The organism is Sulfurimonas gotlandica GD1 (assembly GCF_000242915.1).
GTDB lineage: Bacteria > Campylobacterota > Campylobacteria > Campylobacterales > Sulfurimonadaceae > Sulfurimonas > Sulfurimonas gotlandica.
Genome location: NZ_AFRZ01000001.1, coordinates 1088725 through 1108649 on the forward strand (window position 1 = coordinate 1088725; position 19925 = coordinate 1108649).

General features: G+C 35.3%; 22 protein-coding genes. 11 read left to right on the plus strand and 11 right to left on the minus strand.

Features of this window, described 5'->3' with window-relative positions:
- Positions 1-2 precede the first annotated feature (2 nt).
- From SMGD1_RS05380 to SMGD1_RS05395, 4 genes are all read right to left on the minus strand, one after another.
- Positions 3-1295 carry an NfeD family protein gene (locus tag SMGD1_RS05380; RefSeq protein ID WP_008335954.1) on the minus strand — a complete coding sequence of 431 codons (1293 nt, stop codon included), beginning with the start codon at positions 1293-1295 and terminating at the stop codon, positions 3-5.
- 84 nt (positions 1296-1379) lie between these two features.
- A complete protein-coding gene (locus SMGD1_RS05385) occupies positions 1380-1973 on the minus strand; it encodes a hypothetical protein (RefSeq protein WP_008336550.1) in 594 nt (197 codons plus the stop codon).
- 20 nt (positions 1974-1993) lie between these two features.
- Positions 1994-2479: a GAF domain-containing protein gene (locus SMGD1_RS05390; RefSeq protein ID WP_008336464.1), complete on the minus strand. Its 486-nt coding sequence runs from the start codon at positions 2477-2479 to the stop codon at positions 1994-1996.
- Positions 2479-2997: a GAF domain-containing protein gene (locus SMGD1_RS05395; protein WP_008336880.1), complete on the minus strand. Its 519-nt coding sequence runs from the start codon at positions 2995-2997 to the stop codon at positions 2479-2481. The genes SMGD1_RS05390 and SMGD1_RS05395 overlap by 1 nt, the downstream gene beginning before the upstream one ends.
- 63 nt (positions 2998-3060) lie before the next feature.
- On the opposite strand from SMGD1_RS05395, the gene arsC reads away from it, so the two are divergent.
- Entirely contained in the window at positions 3061-3414 is a 354-nt protein-coding gene (gene arsC / locus SMGD1_RS05400; protein WP_008336754.1) for an arsenate reductase (glutaredoxin), read from the plus strand.
- A gap of 6 nt (positions 3415-3420) precedes the next feature.
- Here arsC and SMGD1_RS05405 read toward each other — a convergent pair whose 3' ends face one another.
- From SMGD1_RS05405 to SMGD1_RS05430, 6 genes are all read right to left on the minus strand, one after another.
- Positions 3421-3972 (minus strand): iron-sulfur cluster assembly scaffold protein, encoded by a 552-nt coding sequence (locus SMGD1_RS05405; protein ID WP_008336221.1) that lies wholly within the window; start codon positions 3970-3972, stop codon positions 3421-3423.
- Positions 3973-3981: 9 nt separating this feature from the next.
- Complete coding sequence (locus tag SMGD1_RS05410) at positions 3982-4425, minus strand: deoxycytidylate deaminase (protein ID WP_008336952.1); 444 nt, start codon at positions 4423-4425, stop codon at positions 3982-3984.
- Positions 4415-5251, minus strand: a complete 837-nt coding sequence (locus SMGD1_RS05415; RefSeq protein WP_008335052.1) for a peptidyl-prolyl cis-trans isomerase — start codon at positions 5249-5251, stop codon at positions 4415-4417. The genes SMGD1_RS05410 and SMGD1_RS05415 overlap by 11 nt, the downstream gene beginning before the upstream one ends.
- Positions 5252-5317: 66 nt before the next feature.
- Positions 5318-6604 (minus strand): diguanylate cyclase, encoded by a 1287-nt coding sequence (locus SMGD1_RS05420; RefSeq protein ID WP_008336033.1) that lies wholly within the window; start codon positions 6602-6604, stop codon positions 5318-5320.
- Entirely contained in the window at positions 6604-7221 is a 618-nt protein-coding gene (locus tag SMGD1_RS05425; protein ID WP_008335685.1) for a chemotaxis protein CheC, read from the minus strand. Before SMGD1_RS05425 ends, SMGD1_RS05420 begins: the two co-directional genes overlap by 1 nt.
- 14 nt (positions 7222-7235) lie before the next feature.
- On the minus strand, positions 7236-7598 hold the full coding sequence (locus SMGD1_RS05430; RefSeq protein WP_241761442.1) for a response regulator: 363 nt from the start codon (positions 7596-7598) through the stop codon (positions 7236-7238).
- A gap of 192 nt (positions 7599-7790) precedes the next feature.
- Here SMGD1_RS05430 and gltX point away from each other — a divergent pair, with 192 nt between their 5' ends.
- The 10 genes from gltX (at position 7791) to SMGD1_RS14565 (ending at position 19186) form a co-directional block, all read left to right on the plus strand.
- Positions 7791-9179, plus strand: coding sequence for a glutamate--tRNA ligase (gltX, locus tag SMGD1_RS05435; protein ID WP_008335518.1), 1389 nt, complete (start codon positions 7791-7793; stop codon positions 9177-9179).
- Positions 9180-9259: 80 nt separating this feature from the next.
- Positions 9260-10306: an SO_0444 family Cu/Zn efflux transporter gene (locus SMGD1_RS05440; protein ID WP_008336591.1), complete on the plus strand. Its 1047-nt coding sequence runs from the start codon at positions 9260-9262 to the stop codon at positions 10304-10306.
- Positions 10299-12068: an ABC transporter ATP-binding protein gene (locus SMGD1_RS05445; RefSeq protein WP_008335855.1), complete on the plus strand. Its 1770-nt coding sequence runs from the start codon at positions 10299-10301 to the stop codon at positions 12066-12068. Before SMGD1_RS05440 ends, SMGD1_RS05445 begins: the two co-directional genes overlap by 8 nt.
- The gene (locus tag SMGD1_RS05450; RefSeq protein ID WP_008335414.1) at positions 12068-12715 is read left to right on the plus strand and encodes an HAD family hydrolase; all 648 of its coding nucleotides are present in this window, start codon (positions 12068-12070) and stop codon (positions 12713-12715) included. The genes SMGD1_RS05445 and SMGD1_RS05450 overlap by 1 nt, the downstream gene beginning before the upstream one ends.
- 36 nt (positions 12716-12751) lie before the next feature.
- Complete coding sequence (locus SMGD1_RS05455) at positions 12752-13057, plus strand: hypothetical protein (protein ID WP_008335673.1); 306 nt, start codon at positions 12752-12754, stop codon at positions 13055-13057.
- 48 nt (positions 13058-13105) lie between these two features.
- Positions 13106-14275, plus strand: coding sequence for a TolC family protein (locus SMGD1_RS05460; RefSeq protein WP_008340847.1), 1170 nt, complete (start codon positions 13106-13108; stop codon positions 14273-14275).
- On the plus strand, positions 14268-15365 hold the full coding sequence (locus SMGD1_RS05465; RefSeq protein WP_008336448.1) for an efflux RND transporter periplasmic adaptor subunit: 1098 nt from the start codon (positions 14268-14270) through the stop codon (positions 15363-15365). Before SMGD1_RS05460 ends, SMGD1_RS05465 begins: the two co-directional genes overlap by 8 nt.
- A gap of 9 nt (positions 15366-15374) precedes the next feature.
- Entirely contained in the window at positions 15375-18428 is a 3054-nt protein-coding gene (locus tag SMGD1_RS05470) for an efflux RND transporter permease subunit (RefSeq protein ID WP_008336933.1), read from the plus strand.
- 69 nt (positions 18429-18497) lie between these two features.
- Positions 18498-18800 (plus strand): monooxygenase, encoded by a 303-nt coding sequence (locus SMGD1_RS05475; protein ID WP_139064126.1) that lies wholly within the window; start codon positions 18498-18500, stop codon positions 18798-18800.
- A gap of 182 nt (positions 18801-18982) precedes the next feature.
- Positions 18983-19186 (plus strand): Hsp20/alpha crystallin family protein, encoded by a 204-nt coding sequence (locus SMGD1_RS14565; protein WP_394357042.1) that lies wholly within the window; start codon positions 18983-18985, stop codon positions 19184-19186.
- Here the strand turns inward: SMGD1_RS14565 and SMGD1_RS05480 are convergent.
- Positions 19181-19852, minus strand: a complete 672-nt coding sequence (locus SMGD1_RS05480; RefSeq protein ID WP_008336446.1) for a hypothetical protein — start codon at positions 19850-19852, stop codon at positions 19181-19183. The genes SMGD1_RS14565 and SMGD1_RS05480 overlap by 6 nt on opposite strands.
- Positions 19853-19925: the final 73 nt, after the last annotated feature.

Sequence of the window (19925 nt, forward strand, 5' to 3'; positions counted from 1 at the left end):
TTTTACTCCTTAATTGGTTTAACTTCGAGTGTAAGACCTGAGAGTCTTATGACTTCTACTCTTTGACCTGCACTCAACTTTGACTTACTCTTTGCACTCCACGCTTCACCGTGACAATATACATGATAAGAGTTTTCATTTACTTCAATCACTTCACCGAGAGCGCCGACTAGCTCCTCTGCTCCTGAGACTATTTTTGCACTACGCGAACTTATAAAGAGCCTAATAACTAGCACGAAAAATCCAAGGCTCACAATAGTCAATGCCAAGATTAATGGAATTGAAACACTACTACCCAAAGTATCTGCATCAAATAGAAGTATAGAACCAAAGGCAAAGGATATTACCCCACCGATGCCAAGCACACCAAATCCTGTTATAAAAACTTCTGCGACCATAAAGGCAATGCCTAAAATAATCAGTGCCAGACCTGCATAGTTAAAAGGAATAATATTTAATGCATATAGTGCAATAACTCCTGCTATTCCGCCAAGGACTCCTGGAAAAATAGCACCAGGATTCATTAACTCAAAAAATATACCATATATGGCAATAAGCAGAAATATATAAGCCATATTAGGGTTTGTAATTATGGATAAAAAACGCGTTTTAAAATTTGCTTCGTAGTTGATTATATTGGCATCTTTAGTATTCAGAATGTGGTTTTGATTAGCTACTTTAACAACTCTGCCATGGAGTTTAGCAAGTAACTCTTCTGTGTTGTTAGCCATCAAATCAATAACTCCAGACTTTAAAGCATCCTCAGCAGAGAGACTCTCAGCTTCTTTTACAGCTTCGATTGCCCATGAGATATTGCGATCATTTAATTGAGCCAGACTTTTTATGTAAGCCGTAGCATCATTGATTGCTTTTTTCTCTAGTGTAGAGATGCTGCTGTTTGCATCTGCTGTTTTTTGTCCTGGCATAATGCTAACGGGAGTAGCAGCTCCAAGATTTGTTCCTGGTGCCATCGCTGCTACATGAGAAGCGTAAAGAAGATATGTTCCTGCACTAGCAGCTCTTGCACCTTTTGGGTAGACATAGGTAGCTACAGAGATAGGAGAGTTTAGAATATCTTGAATCATCTCTCTCATGGAGGTTGAGAGTCCTCCTGGAGTATCAAGTTCAATTAGTATCATCTGAACATCATGAGAGATAGCAGATGCAATTCCTTCTTTTAAGTAGCTGCTAGTAGCTGGCCCAATAGCACCACTTATCTCTAATTTCACAACTGTAGGAGAGGCACTAAAAAGTGGTAAAATAATTAGAAATAGTAAAAAAAGTAATCGCTTCATATCATACACCTTAGATCTAAAGAGTACACATAACAATAACTAATAGTACCCAAGAAATAACAATAAAGTCAATATGATATTTTTTTACGCTTGTGTTTCTTCTTTTTTACTTTTAGATCTTTTATAGAAGATATATCCTGCCCCAACTAAAAGCAAGAAAGCTAAAAGAATCTCAAGTGTGTAGTCTGCTTGCTCTTCTATCTGTGTGTTTATAGGAGCAATTTTTTTGTGAATTTTAACTTCAACAGAATCATCACTCTTTGGTCTCTCTTTAACTTTTTCTATTTCTATTTCTTTTTCAATTTTTTGAGTTTTTACTTCAAGTGCTGCTACTTTTTCTTCTATGACTTCTTTAGCTATTTTTTTGTTTGTTGCATTATCTAGCACATACGCATCGTTATAGTAACTTTCTAATGCTCTTAGTGTTCTCAGCAGTTGTACATAACTTGTAAAAGGTGACAAAGATATAGCGTGATACTCACCTATCTTTTTTAACTCCACTTCTATGGAATTTTTATTTATAAGAGTTGAAAGCTTATCATCATTAAGGATGTTATTATTTAGTTTTACTAAACTATTTAAAGCATTTTTCTCATGTAAAAAGCTTCCTACTATAATCTGTTTTTCACTTGAAAAAAGAGTTATTGCCAGCATTATAATTAAAAATATTGATTTCATTTGTCAATCCTTAGGAGTTATTATTTTTCATTCATTAATACAAGTTCTAAACTACCGCTAACGTAGTTTGCAAAAAATGTAAGTGTCTCAAGGTCTTTATCATCATAATCCCCTCTTGATTTGTTAAGCAGTTGGATAACCCCTATAACTTCTCTTTTAGAGTCAAATATAGGAACAGTGATGATATTTCTAGTCACATAACCACTTTTTTTATCAATACTAGGCAAAAATCTCGAATCATCATACGGAGAATTAACTACTTGAGGTTTTGTAGTTTTGTATGTATCTCCGACAATCCCAGAATCTAGAGCAATAACTATTCGCCCTATTCCATCACTTAGTTTAGTCCAGAGCATCTTATCCTCAGCATCTACTATAAAGATAGAGCATCTGTCTGCGTTTAAAAGCATCTTTGCCTCATCCGCTATAAGCTCCAGTGAGTTTTCAATCTTTCCCAAAGCCATAAGCTTTTTTCCAAACTCTGCTATCTGCTTGTACTTCTGCATTAAGCTTTACTCTCGTCGTTCGAGCCTTCCATCAGACAAAGGTCAATCAACTCTAAGTATCCGCTGACATAGTGAGCGAAAAAGATCATAAACTTAATATCTTCAGTATCAAAACCCTCTTCTTTATTTAGCAGTTGAAGGACCCCGATTATCTCTCTTTTTGAGTTGAAGATTGGAGCAGTCACTATATTTTTAGTTGTATAGCCACTCTCTTTATCTATATCTGGAAGAAAGTGAGGGTTTGAGTATGGATTATTTTCGATAAGTGGCTTTCTTTCTCTAATAGTATGACCTACCAAGCCTTTATTTGATGGGATAATAATCCTTTGGATATCATCTGCAAGAGTAGTCCAGAGTTCTTTCTTTTCTAAATCGTTTATAAAAATAGAGCATCTATGTGCACCGATAACCTCTTTAGCATACTTTGCTATCCGAGGTAAGCCACTTGCATAAGAGGTGTCATTTAACAAATCTCTTCCAAAATCAGCAAGTTTTTTATAAATATTTGCATATCTCATAATAGGTCCCCGTTATTTAATTAGAATAATTATAGTGTAAAATACGAAAAAAAAGGAATCTATATGAATCAAGTTACTATCTGGCATAACCCAAGTTGCTCAAAATCACGCGCGGCACTAAATATTTTAGAAGAAAGTGGTTGTGAAATAGAGGTAGTTAAATACTTAAAAATCACTCCGACTAAAGATGAAATAACAACAGCACTTACTATGCTTGGAATGAACCCTAAAGAGCTAATGAGAACTAAAGAAGATATCTACACTGAGTTAAATCTAAAAGTTGAAGATGATTATGATAAATTAGTAGATGCTATGGTTGAAAATCCAAAGCTAATTGAGAGACCTGTTATTTTTAAAGATGGACAAGCAATCATAGGAAGACCTACTTCTATAATTGCTAAGTTTTTAACTAGCTAAAGAGAATTACTTTTTCTCTTTAGTTTTTTCTACAAAACTACAATCACCGCTTGAGTATGGACAAGTTTTTACTATACTCATCTCAAACTGTTCCTCTTCTATGCCTTCTTGCTTACGGTCGTAGTGGCGCATAGCTGCTCTAAAAGAAGTAAGTACCATATTTGCACTATCCTGATGATCTGTTGAGATATGCTCTACCTGCTCACCTTCTGGTTTGGATGTATCTATTTTAGGCGGTTGGATATTTGCATAAGCTTCTTGAAGGTCTTGCTCTAATCCTAAAACTGTTACAAGAGAATCCACTATAGGTTCACCTTTTATCATCTCTGTAAGAAGAGAGCCAAGAGTTGCCGCATCTTGAGTTGCCGAATTTGTACCAAACTTCACATCAAGAATATGACTACTGTCTCTTTTCATATACATGATTACATAACTCTTTGTCGCATTATCAATACCTACACCGACACAGTCAGCGTCTTCAAGTTTGCCATAATTTTCAGGCTGCATCATGTGTTTAGCTATCTCAATACTTAGTTCTTCTTGATTTTCTTCTTGCATATCTTACCTCTATACTTTTGGAGCAAGCTGTTCTATACTCACACCATTGTCTTTAATAAATTTTGAAATCGTATCTGAGTGAGTATGCTCATACTCTTTTGCATAAACGATTCTTTTGATACCACTTGCTATTAGGTTTTTACTACATTCGCTACAAGGTTCAAGTGTTACAAATATCGAAGCACCTTCTATAGAGATGCCTTTTCTTGCTGCCCAGATGATAGCATTCATCTCTGCATGAATCTCATAAGTCTTTGACCACTCATGATGATCTGGAGTATACTCACCGTTCCAGTGATCGCAACAGTTTGTAAATCCTGCCGGTGTACCGTTGTAACCAGTACTTAAGATACGACCATCTTTTACAATAACTGCACCGACCTGTTTAGATACACACTTTGAAGCTGTAGCAAGCTCTTGTGCAATATTTATGAAGTTTTGATCACTTAACATTTCTAATCATCTTTAATTCTGCATTATGACGAAGCCTTGCGAAGTAATCACCAAGAACCTGTTCTCTCTGCTCAGCAGTTATCATGTTTACTATTTGGTTTCTAACACTATCCAAACCTGTCTCTTTAGCTGATTCTATCTCTTTGATGTAAAAGCTCATATATCCGCCTTTACCGTCTGGAACAGCTGCCGTAAAACTGTTTAATGATGTTCTTTCTAAAAGAGATGCTAATTCTGGAGAGATTCTGTCGTATGGAAGACTCTGCTCATTGCTAGAGATATCTGGTGAATAGAACATTGGATTGTCAATTTTTTCTTGAAGCTTTTGCTTGTTAGTTGACTGATATATCAAAACTTTAAATCCGCTTGGATGAGCAAACGAGTCTTTATGTGATTTAAAATATGCTTCTATCTCATCTTCTGTTGGCTCCGAAACACCGCTGTAGGCGATTGCAGAGTAAAGCTTTTGAGAAAGTAGTTTTTCTTTTATCTTCTCTTTTAACTCTTCTGATGTTAAACCGCTTGAGTTTCTAACAGCTTCGTAAAACTCACTTACACTAAGTTTATTTCTCTCAGCAGTTTTTTTGATGTCATCATAAACTTCACCGCTGCTAACAGATATTTTTCTCTCATCTATCTCTTGATTTTCAAGAGCTTTTCTTATTAAAGCATCTGTAGCAGATTTAGCATCTATTTTTGAAAGTTGCATCTCTTTTTTTATGTCATAAAGAGTTATAGCACTTCCTTTGACAATAACAGCGATTCCATCAACAATTTCAGCACTTAGTGTTAGAGCAAGCATAATAGTTAAAAATATTTTGTACATTAATTATCCTGTAGAATTAAAAAAAGTATTTTACCCCTTTTTAGCCAATAGTTGCCTAAAATAATCCTACAGCTCTGTTACGACCATATTTCTTCCTGATTCTTTTGCTTTATAAAGAGCGTTATCTGCTCTTTTAAAAGTAAGATTCGTATCTTCTCCAACATAATACTTAGTTAAACCGATTGATGTTGTAATATCTATGACATTTTGTATTTTTGTTTTCTCTATATTAGCTCTTAACTTCTCTGCTATCATTTGAGCTTCGTCAAGTTCAGTGTTTTTCAGCATTATAACAAACTCTTCTCCACCCCATCTGGCAACAACATCATTTTCTCTCAAAGAGTCTTTAATTACTCTGGCAACATCTTTTAGTGCTTCATCTCCGACTTGATGACCATAGGTGTCATTTATAGATTTAAAATGATCAATATCTGTAATCAGTATAATAAAATTAGTATCAGCTTTTCTTTGGTGAAGGGCTATAGAAGTCATTAACTCATCAAAATATGTACGATTATATATTTGTGTAAGAGGGTCAGTAACATAAAGTACTTCAAGGAGTTTTTTATTTGTAATATCCTGATAAACAGCATTGAACTCCATTAAAACTCCGTCATCATCCAGAATAGGAGTTATTCTTGACTGCACCCATCTGCTTTCACCTGATGAAGTTACATTTTCAACTTCACCGGTCCAAGATTTATTATTTGTAATAGTATTCCAAAGTTCTTTGTAGATTAAATCTGGTAGTTTTCCACTTTTTAAAACAGAAGGGTTTTTGCCGATAAGTTCATTCTTCTCGTATCCAAAAAATTCACAAAACAGAGTACTAACATCTATTATATTTCCATTTACTGAAGTTTTCATCACCATAATATTTTTGTCTATTATATCTCTGTCATTTTCTAAAATCTTATTTAACTCATTTACTTTATTTATCTCTTTTTGAAGTGAAAGTTTTGTTTCATGAAGTTCACTGATATTGTAAATAGAAACCATTACTTTATTCTCATTCACTATGTATGGAGAAATCGTTACTTGTTGTTGCATTAACTTTAGAGCTGTTCTAGTAACTTTATTTCGAGTGATTGGTATGAAAACAGTATTGGAGTTTGAGTCATAAAAAGTAGGAGTCTTTAATCTAAGTGCTGTTCTTATTTTACGAAGTAGGATTTTATAGTTAATATCCGGATAAAATTCTTGAAGATTCTTGCCAATAATATCTTCACTGCTTATTTGAGTATTGACACTTAACCATCTGTTCCAGTAAGTTACTACAAAGTTTTCATCTATTACAAAATGACCGTTTTCTAAGGAGTTTAACAAAACATCAGGACATTTTAAACTTTCCATTACGAATACAACTCTTCTATTTTTTTGTCTATTAAATCTCTTAGGCTAATAATGGCTTCATCTTTTGTAAGTATAAAAATATTTGCACATATATTATAATCTTTAAACTCTAACTCAGTACTTACTACTATGATTTTTGAATAGCTAGTCACTTCGTCATCATCTATGATATTTGATGCATTAACAAAATTAGATGTCGGTGCAAAAAACTGAACCTGAACATTCAACTCTTCCGTTAAACGGCTTACAATCGAAGATGTAACAATATTTGTAAGTTCCATAACAGCATCAGTAATGTCATCTTTTAAAGGCTCTTCTATGTCGTATAGGTGTGCTCCTAGATTACTTGCAGAATCTTCGCTTATGATAAAGACACACTCTCCACCAAATTTTCCTGCGAAAAGCTGTTTCATCACATAGTAGTTTGAATCTTTATCTATATTATCAATAACAACTTGATTCAACTCACTCATATCTTGAATAGAAATCTTTGGTATATGCATAGTACCAAAAGCATCTAGAAGTTCAGCTACATGAGAAGTTGCCTGACCAATTGCAATATTCATAAACTCTTTTAAAGCGTCTGTTTGATCTTCGTTGAAAATTATATTATTCAAAAATTAGCTACCTTTTATATTATTAAATCGTTTATAAAGATGTTTTGCATCTTCTCATCATTGATTGGTTTAGCACACATGTTCTTAGCACCAAGGGATAAGACTCTCTCTCTTGCTTGGGCTTGTATATCGGCACTAACAACTATAACTTGTGAATCTGGATCTATCTTCATGATCTCTATCAAAGCTTCATAACCATCCATTACAGGCATAGTTAAATCTAAAAACACCACTCTTGGCATCTCTTTTTTAAAGATTTCTACAGCAATTGCACCATTTTCTGCTTCAAAAAATTCCGTAGAAGGCTCTACATTTTTCACAGCTTTTATCAATGATAATCTCGCTAGTTTTGAGTCATCTACAACTAAAATTTTCAAATCTGTAAACTCCATTCTTGGTCATGTGATATAACTTTAATTAATTCATTACATTTTACCATAATAAAATAAATACTTTAGATTTTTCAGAGACAACTATTAAAAAGCTTAATATGTTTAAATTGAAAAAGTTTTACCCATCTTTAACAAACATTTGTCTAAAATTCAACTACTAAAATAAAAGGCTCTCTCATGGTTGTTACTCGTTTTGCTCCTAGCCCTACCGGCTATCTTCATATTGGTGGTTTAAGAACCGCTCTTTTTTCGTACCTTTGGGCTAAAAAAAATGGTGGAGAATTTGTTCTTCGCATCGAAGATACTGATAAAGCAAGAAACTCTCAAGAGGCTACAGATGCTATTTTAAAAGCGTTTGAGTGGTTAGGTTTAGATCATGACGGCGAGATAACTTACCAATCACAAAGAGATGAGATATATGCTAAATATATTAAGCAACTTTTAGATGAAGGCAAAGCTTATAAATGTTACATGTCAAAAGAAGAACTTACAGAGCTTCGTGAGACTCAAATGGCAAATAAAGAGCGTACAAAGTACAATGGCAAGTATCGTGACTTTGATGGAACTCCGCCAGAGGGTGTTGAGCCTGTTATCCGTATCAAAGCACCTCTAACTGGAGAAATCTTAGTTAAAGACGGAGTGAAAGGCAATGTTAGTTTTCAAGCCCAAGATATCTTAGATGATTTTGTAATCGCAAGAGCTGACGGTGCACCTACATACAACTTTGTTGTTGCGATTGATGACCATTTAATGGGAATCACTGAAGTTATCCGTGGAGATGATCACCTCTCAAACACTCCAAAACAGATAGTAGTTTATGAAGCTCTTGGCTTTGATGTGCCGGCATTTAATCATGTTCCTATGATTCACAATTCTGAAGGCAAAAAACTTAGTAAACGTGACGGTGCAACCGATGTTATGGCATATAAAGAGATGGGGTACACTCCTCAGGCACTGCTAAACTTTTTAGTTCGTCTTGGCTGGAGTCACGGCGATCAGGAAATCTTTAGTATGCAAGAGATGATTGAGCTTTTTGATCCTAAGGATATCAACAAATCAGCGTCTATATACAACACTGAAAAGCTTGATTGGTTAAATGCTCACTACATCAAAAATACATCTAACACAGAGTTGGCTCAACTTCTAACTGAGTATGATTTGGTTCTAACTTCACATGATAAAAAAGAGATTCTTCTAGATGCCGTTAAAGAGCGTGCAAAAACTCTAAAAGATATGGCAGAACTTGCAAAAGAAATGCTTACAACACCGACTTCTTATGATGAAAAAGCTGTTAAAAAAGCTTTTAAAGATGATTCTATTGCTATCATAAATGCCTTTGGAGCGAAAGTTAGTGCTTCAAAGGAGCTTCATCTTCCAAGTGATTATCACCACCTTATGGAGAGTGTTGTAAAGGAGATGGAGATAGGTTTTGGAAAGATCGGTCAACCTCTCCGTATTGCACTTCTAGGAAAGATGAGTGGTCCAGGACTGGACGTTGTTATGGCAGTAATCGGAAGAGATGAGACTATGCTGAGAATCGCAAACGCGATAACTGCAAACTCTTAAAAACTTAAACATATATTTACATGTGGAAATAGATATTATTTCCACATATCACTCAAGCTACAAAAAAGTACAATGACCTCATGGAACTACTAATAGAATTTTTCACAGCCCTGTATGATCTTAGCAATGCAATGGCTCTTTTTATCATCTTCGGTCTTGCCTTTGCGGGAGTTATGCACGAACTTGTACCTGAGACACTTGTCACTAAACACTTAGGTAAAGAAAGTATTGGCTCAGTTATAAAGTCCACTATCTTTGGCATCCCTCTTCCGGTGTGTTCATGTGGTGTTATCCCTTTAGCATCTAGCATTAAAAAAAGTGGCGCTTCAAAAGGTGCAACTCTCTCATTTTTAATCTCTACTCCCATTACTGGCATCGACTCTATTCTAGCTACTTATGGAATGTTTGGCTGGATTTTTACCATATACAGAGTTATAACTTCTATGGCTATCGCTATGGTTGCAGGAATACTTACAAATATTTATGACAAAGAGATAATCCCTGAGGAAGTAGAAGAGAAAAGTGATAGTTGTTGTTGCTCTAGTTCTTGTTCATCTGAGAGTGAAGCGAAACAGAAGTTCTCTTTTAAAAAAGCTATGGAGTATGCGTTTGTCACTCTTCTTGGTGATATAGCAAAACCTCTTTTGTGGGGTCTTATCATCGGAGCACTTATTACTATAGCTATTCCTCAAAACCTTAGTGAGATTCTTACAGAGTACTCATGGCTCTCTTACATAATAGCTATTGCTATCGCCGTACCAATGTATGTTTGTGCCACTGCATCTCTGCCTATCGCTGCTGGGCTTATGCTAAGTGGAGTTAGTGCGGGAGCTGCTTTTGTGTTTTTAAGTGCGGGTCCTGCTACAAACACTGTAACTATCGGTGTAGTTAAAAAGATGTTAGGGACAAAGTCGCTTTACATCTATCTTGGAACTATCATCTTGGGAAGTGTTATCTTCGGTCTTGGGCTTGATTTTGTGTTTGACATTAACTCTATAGATGCCAAGTCACTCATTCACATGGAAGAAGAAGCAGGTCTTTTAGAGATACTTAGCAGTGTGGTTTTATGGAGCTTCATGTTATACTTTCTCTTCAAACCATATTTTAAAAAAGCATCAAATGAATAACAAACCAATCACCCTAAAAACTATTTATAGGCTCATCCTAGAGAAAAAACCTGCACTTATTTACGGTCAGATAATCACGCTAATCGCCATTCTTGTTAGTGTACCGATTCCTCTAATGCTGCCAATCATGGTAGATGAGATTCTTTTAGACAAACCTGCTAATTTTGTAGATGCTATTAACTTCTTTGTTGGTGGCACAACTGCATTTTACTACATAGCCATCGTAACTGTCGTGGTTATTTTACTGCGTTTTATCTACTATTTTCTTGGTGTAATCATCACTAAAGTCTTTACAAAAATATCTAAGCACGTTACCTTTATGATAAGAAAACGTCTTATCGAGCATCTTCGTATTGCATCTATGAATGAGTATGAAACATTAGGCTCAGGTGCGATAACTGCAAACTTAGTAACTGATGTAAACACACTGGATGCTTTCATCATCACAAGTGTCAGCAAGTTTGTTTCGTCCATCTTAACTCTGGTTGCTGTTGGTATTGTAATGATTGTAATCGACCCTGTTTTAGGAATTTTGATTTTGATTATTCAGCCTATGATTATGCTTATGAGCAAGAAAATGGCAAAAATTGTTGGTAATCTGAAAAAAGATGAAAACAATGCAATAGAGAAGTTTCAAGACAATATTGGAGAAACATTAGATCTTTATGGACAGATAAAAGCATCTAACAAAGAGGACTACTTTTTTAGTGAGGCAATCTCTCATGCTAAAAAAGTTCAAACAACATCAAATGCGTATGGCTATAAAAGTGTCGCATATGAAAAACTCTCTTACACTATCTTTTTAACAATGTTTGAAATCATTCGTGCGTCTGGACTTATCCTTGTAGCTTACAGCGACTTAAGCATCGGTATGATGTTTGCGATGTTTGGTTATATCTGGTTTATCATGACTCCTGTTCAAGACATTTTATCTATGCAGTATAGTTACGCATCTGCCATGAGTGCAATAAAGAGAATAAACAAAATCCTTACTCTACAAACTGAGAAGAGCGGAGACAAAAAGATAGAGTCTAAAAAACTGGAAATCTCTTTAAAAGATTTGGACTTCTCATATTCAAATGAAAAGCCCATCCTTAAAAACATCTCTTTAGACATCGAAGCCGGATGCAAGATAGCACTTATCGGTGCAAGTGGAAGCGGTAAAACAACTCTTGCTCAAGTCATTTCAGGCTTTTACGCAAAAAATGGCGGTTCATTAAAATATAATGGAATGGATATAGAAGAGATAGACAAAAGCTCACTAAGGCAGAGAATCTTTTTAGTTCTTCAAATGCCAATCCTTTTTAACTCTACTCTTAGGTTTAATATAACTATGGGTGATGAGAGTATAAGCGATGATGATATTTATAAAGCGCTGGAGATAGCTCAACTTACAGATATGATAGAGCAGATGCAAGAAGGTTTAGACACAATAGTAGGTCGTCACGGTATCAGACTCTCAGGTGGTCAGAGACAAAGACTTAGCATCGCAAGGATGATTATCGCTGATCCAAGCGTAGTTATATTTGATGAGTCTACATCGGCACTCGATGTTCACACTGAGGCAAAACTACAAACGACCATAGCACCGCTTCTAAAAGACAAAACAGTCATCACCATTGCACACAGACTAAGCACAGTTAAAAATGCAGATGTCATCTACGTTCTAGAAAGTGGAAAGATTGTCCAACACGGAACTCATGAAGAGTTAGAAGCCGAAGAAGGTCACTATATGGAATTTGTAAAGAAGCAGTTACTTTAATGAGTCGTAAAAAATTTCTTCTCTTTGATAACGACGGCGTTTTAGTCGAGACTGAAAACTGGTACTACGAGGCAAATGTAAAAGCTTTAGCAGAGATAGATATAGAACTTACTTTTGATGTCTACATGGAGATAATGGCAAGAGGTGGAACAGCTTGGGAAGTTGCCCGTGCACAAAATATTTCTGAAGAAATCATAACTAAGAAAAGAGAGCAAAGAGATGTCTACTATAGAGAGTTTATAAGAACTGAACATATCGAGATATACGGTGTTGTAGAGACTCTTGAAGAACTAAAAAAAGAGTATAGCATGGGAATAATAACTACTGCAAGACGAGTAGACTTTGACCTTATTCATAATGATAGAGACATCATAAAGTTTATGGACTTCTCTCTATGTGTAGAAGAGTACCCACGCTCAAAACCACACCCAGACCCATACTTAGCAGGTATGAAAAAGTTTAATGCATCTAAAGATGAATGTCTAGTTATAGAAGACTCACAAAGAGGTCTAAGCTCCGCCGTAAATGCTGAGATAGAGTGTGCTATAGTTGAAAATGAGTTTACAAAAACACATGACTTTTCAAAAGCTACATATAATATAAAGAAGTTTTCAGACTTACCAGAGCTGCTAAGAATTGTCTCCTAAAAGTACATTGTTACCTTTCTAGAGTATACTCCTTGCATGAGACTAAGAAGCCTAACTACATTAGCGCTACTGTTTGTAATAAGTTTTTCTATCATACATGAGTATGTTTATGCAGCTTATGATGATGACCACTGCAGTGCCATAGAGTATGTTAGTGAGTTTGATTCGCCACAATCTCATGAAGATCTTTGTGATATTCACTTTGAGTATCATCAGTCAATCTTACTGTCTCAAAACCTAGTCCTACCGGATGTCGACTTCAAAGCAACTACAAATAAAATCCATAAAGAAACATACAACTTCAAAATCCATACAAATTTATATAAACCCCCTACCTCTTAACCTGTAACACAACTAAATACAAACTATATAATTATTACAGGAACAATAATGATAAAAATATTATCAGCAGTTGTTCTAATCTCAGCATCACTATTTGCACAAGATTTTGATGCGTTTTTAGACAACGCACTAAAAAACAGTCCTTACTTAAAGTCGTCAAACTTGAGTTTATCCCAAGCGCGCGAACAGGGTTCTGTTATGACTAGATACAAAAACCCTTCTCTAGATTTAGAGTACTCATCTTTTAAACCAGATAACTTTAGCGATGACAACGGTTACAGAGCTGCGTTTACTCAGCCCGTAAGATTATGGGGAGTAGGTAGTGATACAGAAGCTTATGCAGATGCAACTCTAAAAAAAGCTGCATCTAACTACTCACTATCGTACGCAGAGTTTACTCGTGACATCTCACTTTTGTATACAGAGTATGCGAACCAGAGAAAAAAGCTTGAACTAGCTGGTGAAGAGTTGGAGATTGCAAAGCATATATATGATATCTCTAAAGAAAGAAGCAGTGCCGGAACTATCTCAAGAGGCGAAATGCTTCAAGCTCAAGTTGATTATGAGATGGTAGAGATAAAAGCACAGACTCTTAACCTTGATATCCAAGATACATACTTCAAGCTTCTAAAGTTTGCAGGCATAAGAAATGAAGTAGAATTGGACTTCAAATATGAATTCAAACTAGCCGCAGATGCTAGCTCTCTTAAGAACCCAAGCATAAACTATCTCAAAAGTTATAAAGAAGAAGCAAAAGCTTCCTCGCAGATAAACTCAAACAGAGTTAAGTGGGTAGACATAACAGCTGAGTTTGAAAATGAGCCAGATCAAAATATCATGAGAGTTGGAGCTTCTATCCCTCTTGCTATTTTTAATACTTCATCAGAAGAGATGCAAATAGCAAAACTCGAAGCAGATAAAACAGAACTTCTCATAGAAAACGAAAATGCAAAGATATCTATAGAAAATATCAAACTAAAAAAGCAGAGAGAGCTATTACTGCTTTTAAAATCTAAAAATGAAGAAACTCTAAAGACTCAAATAAAACTTCTAAAAATGTTTGAAGATGGATACAAGATAGCAAGTATAAATCTGCTTGAGCTTCAAAACATCAAAAACAGAGTTATCAAGACAAAAGAGTCTCTTATCAAAATAGACACTGCACTGAATCAAAATGCAATCACTACTAACTATATTGCAGGAGCATATAATGAATAAAATGTTTTTACTAACAATCACTTTAACACTTACACTTTTTGCAGTTGAGATACCGACTAAACACTCCGTACAAAGAGCATTTGGAAAGTCAGTAGAACTAAACGCACAGATAGTCCAACTTTCAAATGCTTCACAGTCTGTCATGTCGCTTGTCGGCGGTCATATAGAAGAGTATTACGTAAGAGTCGGACAAAGTGTTATAGAGGGACAAAAAATCGTTCTTATAGAGTCTATCATGCTCTCAAATATGACAGCAAACTTTATCTCTCAAAAGAAACAACTCCAAGCGCAGGAGAAAAACTACCAAGCTTCAAAAAGTCTATATGAAAAAGGTATGACTTCGATGCAAGAACTTAATTCTCAAAGTATCAAAAGAGATGAAGCAGAAGCAAAACTAACATCACTGAAGTCTCAACTAGACACTTTGGGAATCAACACAGAGACGTTGAAAAAAGCTTCTTCAAACTTTATACTTTATGCTCATAGTGAGGGTGTTGTATCAGAGATACTTCAGCCTCTACACTCTAGTATCAAAGAAGACACTCATATCATCTCGGTTATAAAAAGCCAAGCATTTTACTTAAAGTCTTTCTTGCCCTTAGAATATGCATCTAAGGTTAAAATAGGACAGAAGATAGTTATAAAGACAAATGCTAAAAACATCGTCTCAAACGTAACACAGATACTTCCAAATGTAGATGAGAAGACTCAAAGAATAGTTTTACTATCAAGCATAGATGAGATTACAGACAACCTATATATAAATGCTTACACATCATCAACACTCTACTTTAACTCTACAAAAAAATATGTAGCAGTAGAAAAATCTGCTCTCTCTTTTTTCAATAACAAATGGGTTGTATTTGTTCCAAAAGAAGAAGAGAAGCACAAAGAACATGAAGGTCACGATGAACATGGTGAAGAAAAGCATGAAGCGGAATATGAAGCTCGTGTTATTAACATAGTGACTCAAGATGAAGAGTTTGCTGCAGTTGAAGGTTTAGAGTTGGATGAGGAATACGTTAGTGACAAGAGTTACTATGTAAAATCTCAACTACTTAAATCATCTCTTGGCGGACATGGTCACTAGGGAGATAGTATGTTAAATCAAATCATTGATACTTCTCTAAAGTACAAACTTTTAGTCATAACGCTCTTCATTGCCATAAGTGCCTTTGGTTTTAGAGCCTATCAAGACATACCCATAGATGCTTTCCCGGACATCACTCCTAAACAAGTTGTCGTCTATACCGAGAGCAAGGGTAACTCTGCTGAAGATATTGAAAAACTTATTACCTATCCTATAGAGTCAGCACTATCTGGTATGGCTGGAGTTAAGATGATAATGTCAAACTCATTTTTTGGCTTATCGTATGTATCTGTCTTTTTTGAAGACGATATGGACATATACTTTCTGCGCCAACTTGTAAGCGAGAGACTTGGAAGTGTTGATATTCCAAATGGCTGGGGTAAACCAGAGCTTGGTCCAAACACTACAGGTCTGGGACAAGTCTTTTGGTATAAACTCCAAGACTCAACAGAAAAACTCTCTTTAAAAGAACTGCGAGAGATGCAAGACTACATCGTCACACCTCTACTAAAAAGTGTTACGGGAGTTGAAGAAGTTATCGGTTGGGGTGGAGATGAAAAGCAGTACAATGTACTCATCGACACTAAAAAACTTCAAAACATCGGCATCACTTATGAAGACATAATCACTGCACTTCAAAAAAGCAACCAAGCCGCAGGTGGACAATACTTAGAGTTTAATCGTGAACAGTACCTCATCCGTGGAGCAGGTCTTTACAAGTCACTTGATGACATAAGAAACTCAGTTATAAAGTCAGGTGAAGGTCAAGCCGTAACTATCGGTGATGTAGCAACAGTTGAGACTGGCTCGATGCCACGTTTTGGAGCTGTAAGCATAGATGGAAGCGAAGCCGTGATGGGAATGGTTCTCCAACGTACTGCGACTAATGCGGCAAAAGTTGTTCAACACATAAAAGAAAAACTTCCTACTGTAAACTCTGCACTTCCAAAAGGGGTAAGTGTAGAAGCTATTTATGACAGGACTGAGATAACTCACAAAGCAGTAAACACTATGACAACTGCTCTTTTAAGTGGTGTAGTTTTAGTCGCTTTTGTTTTATTTCTATTTTTGTTTGAATTTAGAAGTGCATTTATAGTTATCATATCTCTACCACTCTCTCTACTCATAGCTTTTTCACTTATGGATTATTACAACTTATCGGCAAATCTGATGAGTCTGAGTGGACTTGCCATTGCCGTTGGTATGATAGTTGATGGTACGATTGTTGTGGTTGAGAATACCTTTAGAAAACTACACGGTGAAGAGGGTGACTCTAAACTAAAGATTATTGCAGATTCTGCAAAAGAAGTTGCTAAACCCGTAACTTTTGCAGTTTTAATCATCGTTGCTGTATTTATCCCATTACTCTCACTTGATGGACTTGCAGGAAAACTATATTCTCCGATGGCACTGAATATTGTATTTGTAATGCTTGGCTCCCTTTTTGTAGCTCTAGTTTTAGTTCCTGTTTTAGCCTTTCTTCTACTAAAACCGACGAAGAATGCTGACAATGCACTGATGGGTGGACTCAAAAAGATTTACGCACCACTGCTGATATTTTCACTCTCAAATGCTAAAAAGCTTTTAGCATCTGTAACAGTTGTTTTTTTAGCTCTAGTGATTGTTCTCTCACAACAAGGTCGTGAGTTTATGCCTGAGTTAAATGAAGAGTCGATTATGTATAGAGTCATCTCAATCCCCGGAACTGCTCTTTCACAATCAGTAAAGAGTGCATCTGAGATTGAAAAATATATACTCAAAAACTATCCAAATGAAGTTAGCTCAGTTTTATCTATGATAGGTAGAAGTGAAAAGGGTGAGACTGCTCAAGCCAACTATATGGAAGTTCTGCTTACTCTTAAAGATGGCATCGATGATTTGCCTGCTCTAACTCACAAGATGAATGAAGATTTAGAACATACCTTTGAGCAAGTTGCATTTGTTCCTACACAACCAATCGCTATGAGAATAGAAGAGTTACTTGAAGGTGTAAAAGCCCAACTTGCTATCAAAATATATGGACATGACCAAAAAGAGTTAGACGGCATCTCTAAAGCTATTCAAGAAACTATTGCTAATGTTGATGGACTTGAAAGAATGGAAGTCGAGACTCAACTAGGACAAGCTCAAATAAAGATAGAGCCAAATTACCTATCTCTTTCTCGTTATGGAATCAGTGTAGATGAAGTGATGCAGGTTATTCGAAATGGCATCGGAGAAGAAGAAGTCACTCAAATGATAGAGGGCATCAGAAGATTTCCGATAGTTGCAAAGATAAAAGATGCAAAAAAAGATATCCAAGCACTTCGAGATGTAACTCTTCGCTCACATAACGGCTCACTAGTTACACTGGATCAGATTTGTGATATCAGCATTAGTCACGGTGCTTCATTTATAAAGCGTGAAAATCTAAGCCGTTATATGGTTCTTTCCATGGAAGTAGAAGGGCGTGATGTTGCTTCGTTTGTAGAAGAAGCAAATAGACTCATACAAGAGAAAGTCGAGATGCCGACTGGTTACTACATCGGTTGGGCGGGTGACTTTAAAAACATGCAAGAAGCTACAGAGAAGCTGATGATTATTATCCCTATAACCATGTTGTTAGTTATTCTTCTTTTATATACTGCTTTTAACTCTATCTCAAAAGCGATGTTGATTCTTATTAATGTGCCTTTTGGTTTTATAGGTGGGATTATTGCTCTCGTTATTAGTGGCATCTACCTCTCAGTATCTGCGATTATTGGCTTTTTAGCCATTTTTGCCATAGCTATTTTAAACGGAATTGTTTTAGTCAGCTTTATTGATCAGTTACGTGTCAAGTTTCCAGATGTTGAACTAAAAACACTTCTAAAAGATGCTGCCCTGCTTCGTCTTAGACCTGTTCTTATGACAGCATTTACAACTCTGTTTGGGATACTTCCACTTCTATATGCCAGTGGTGTAGGAAGTGAGATTCAGTACCCACTCTCAGTTGTCATAACGGGTGGAATCATTAGCTCGACTATACTTACACTTCTTGTTTTACCTGCGGGTTATTACTTGATGTATAGAAAAAAAGCTTAACCACTTTTTAGCATCCATATTCTAAGTATGGATGCTATATACTTTTTTAAAAATATATATGGAGTAAATATGAAATTTCTTTTACAAGTAGACTTTCCACACCAAGGACCTTTTGGTGATGAACTGACAAATGCAATGAGTGATTTAGCAAAAGATATCGCAAATGAAAAAGGTCTAATCTATAAACTATGGATAGAAAATGAAGAGACTAAAGAAGCTGGCGGCACTTATGTTTTTGACAACAAAGAAGATGCTTCGAGATACTTAGAGATGCACACTAAAAGATTGGAATCTTTTGGATATTCAGATATAAAAGCTAAAATCTTTACTATCAACGAAGATCTTAGCAGACTCTCAAAAGCAGAAATCTAATTCAACTTTTTAAACTTTTTTTTATTTTTTTTGATTTAAAATTACATATGTAGAACTTGATAGCAGGACTGTCAAGGTTGTGTTCATTAAGACTATCAAGTACTACTAATCTTATGTTTAGGAGTTTATTATGTTAATCACTAAATTTGATCCATTTAAAGACTTAAGAGATCTAAATAGATATAGAGGATAATACTCTAAAGATATCTGGTGAGAGAAATTTTAAAAATGAAGTAAAAGAAGAAGACTACTACAAAGTAGAAACATCGTTTGGAAAGTTTCAAAGAAGTCTCACGCTTCCAATAGATGCTGACAGCTCAAAAATGAAAACTGACTATAGAGATGGAGTTTTAACTATTACTATACCAAAGAAGATAAATCTATAAAAGCTCTGCATGACTAAACTCTAATGAGTTAATTACTCTTTCAAAAATCTCGTTGCATTCATTGTTAATATCTTCAGGTACTACAAGATGAATCACGAAAAAACCTTTTTTAAAAGGCATTATCATAAATTTCTCATTCATTATTACAGGCTTATCTATCATTTGTATCTCTTTATTTGGAGCCATTTTATACATGATTCCGGGTCTCATCGGCGCATCATTAAAATTTGGACTTATAACATATGTAGATGATTTCATATCAAATATAAGAACTTTATTTTCACCCAATTTGCTTTTTAAAAAAATATCTTTTTTATTTGTATCCTTACGTCTAGGAGCACTAAGCTGTAGTTTAACATAACGGTCATATCCTGTATAAAAACTATTATATTTATAATATATCAATGATATTTTAACTTCTGCACCAACTTCATTCTTTGGTCCTTTAAGGATGACACCTGTTACATTGTTATCATCAAAAACATAAGGAAAATTTGATTCATCTTTACTCCAATACTTAGGAACTTCTGCTTGGAAAAGTTCATATTTAGAAGTATAAGAGATTAATTCATCTGCCTTGCCTGATGGTGTACTATATGATGGAATCCCACATATCGCAAAAGCTGTAAAGGAAAAGGAAAATATTAAAAAAAGAAATCGTTTCATAATTTATTGTATCGTATTGAAGATTAAATATTTTTGCACTACAATATAAATAAACATGATGATGGAGGTTGCA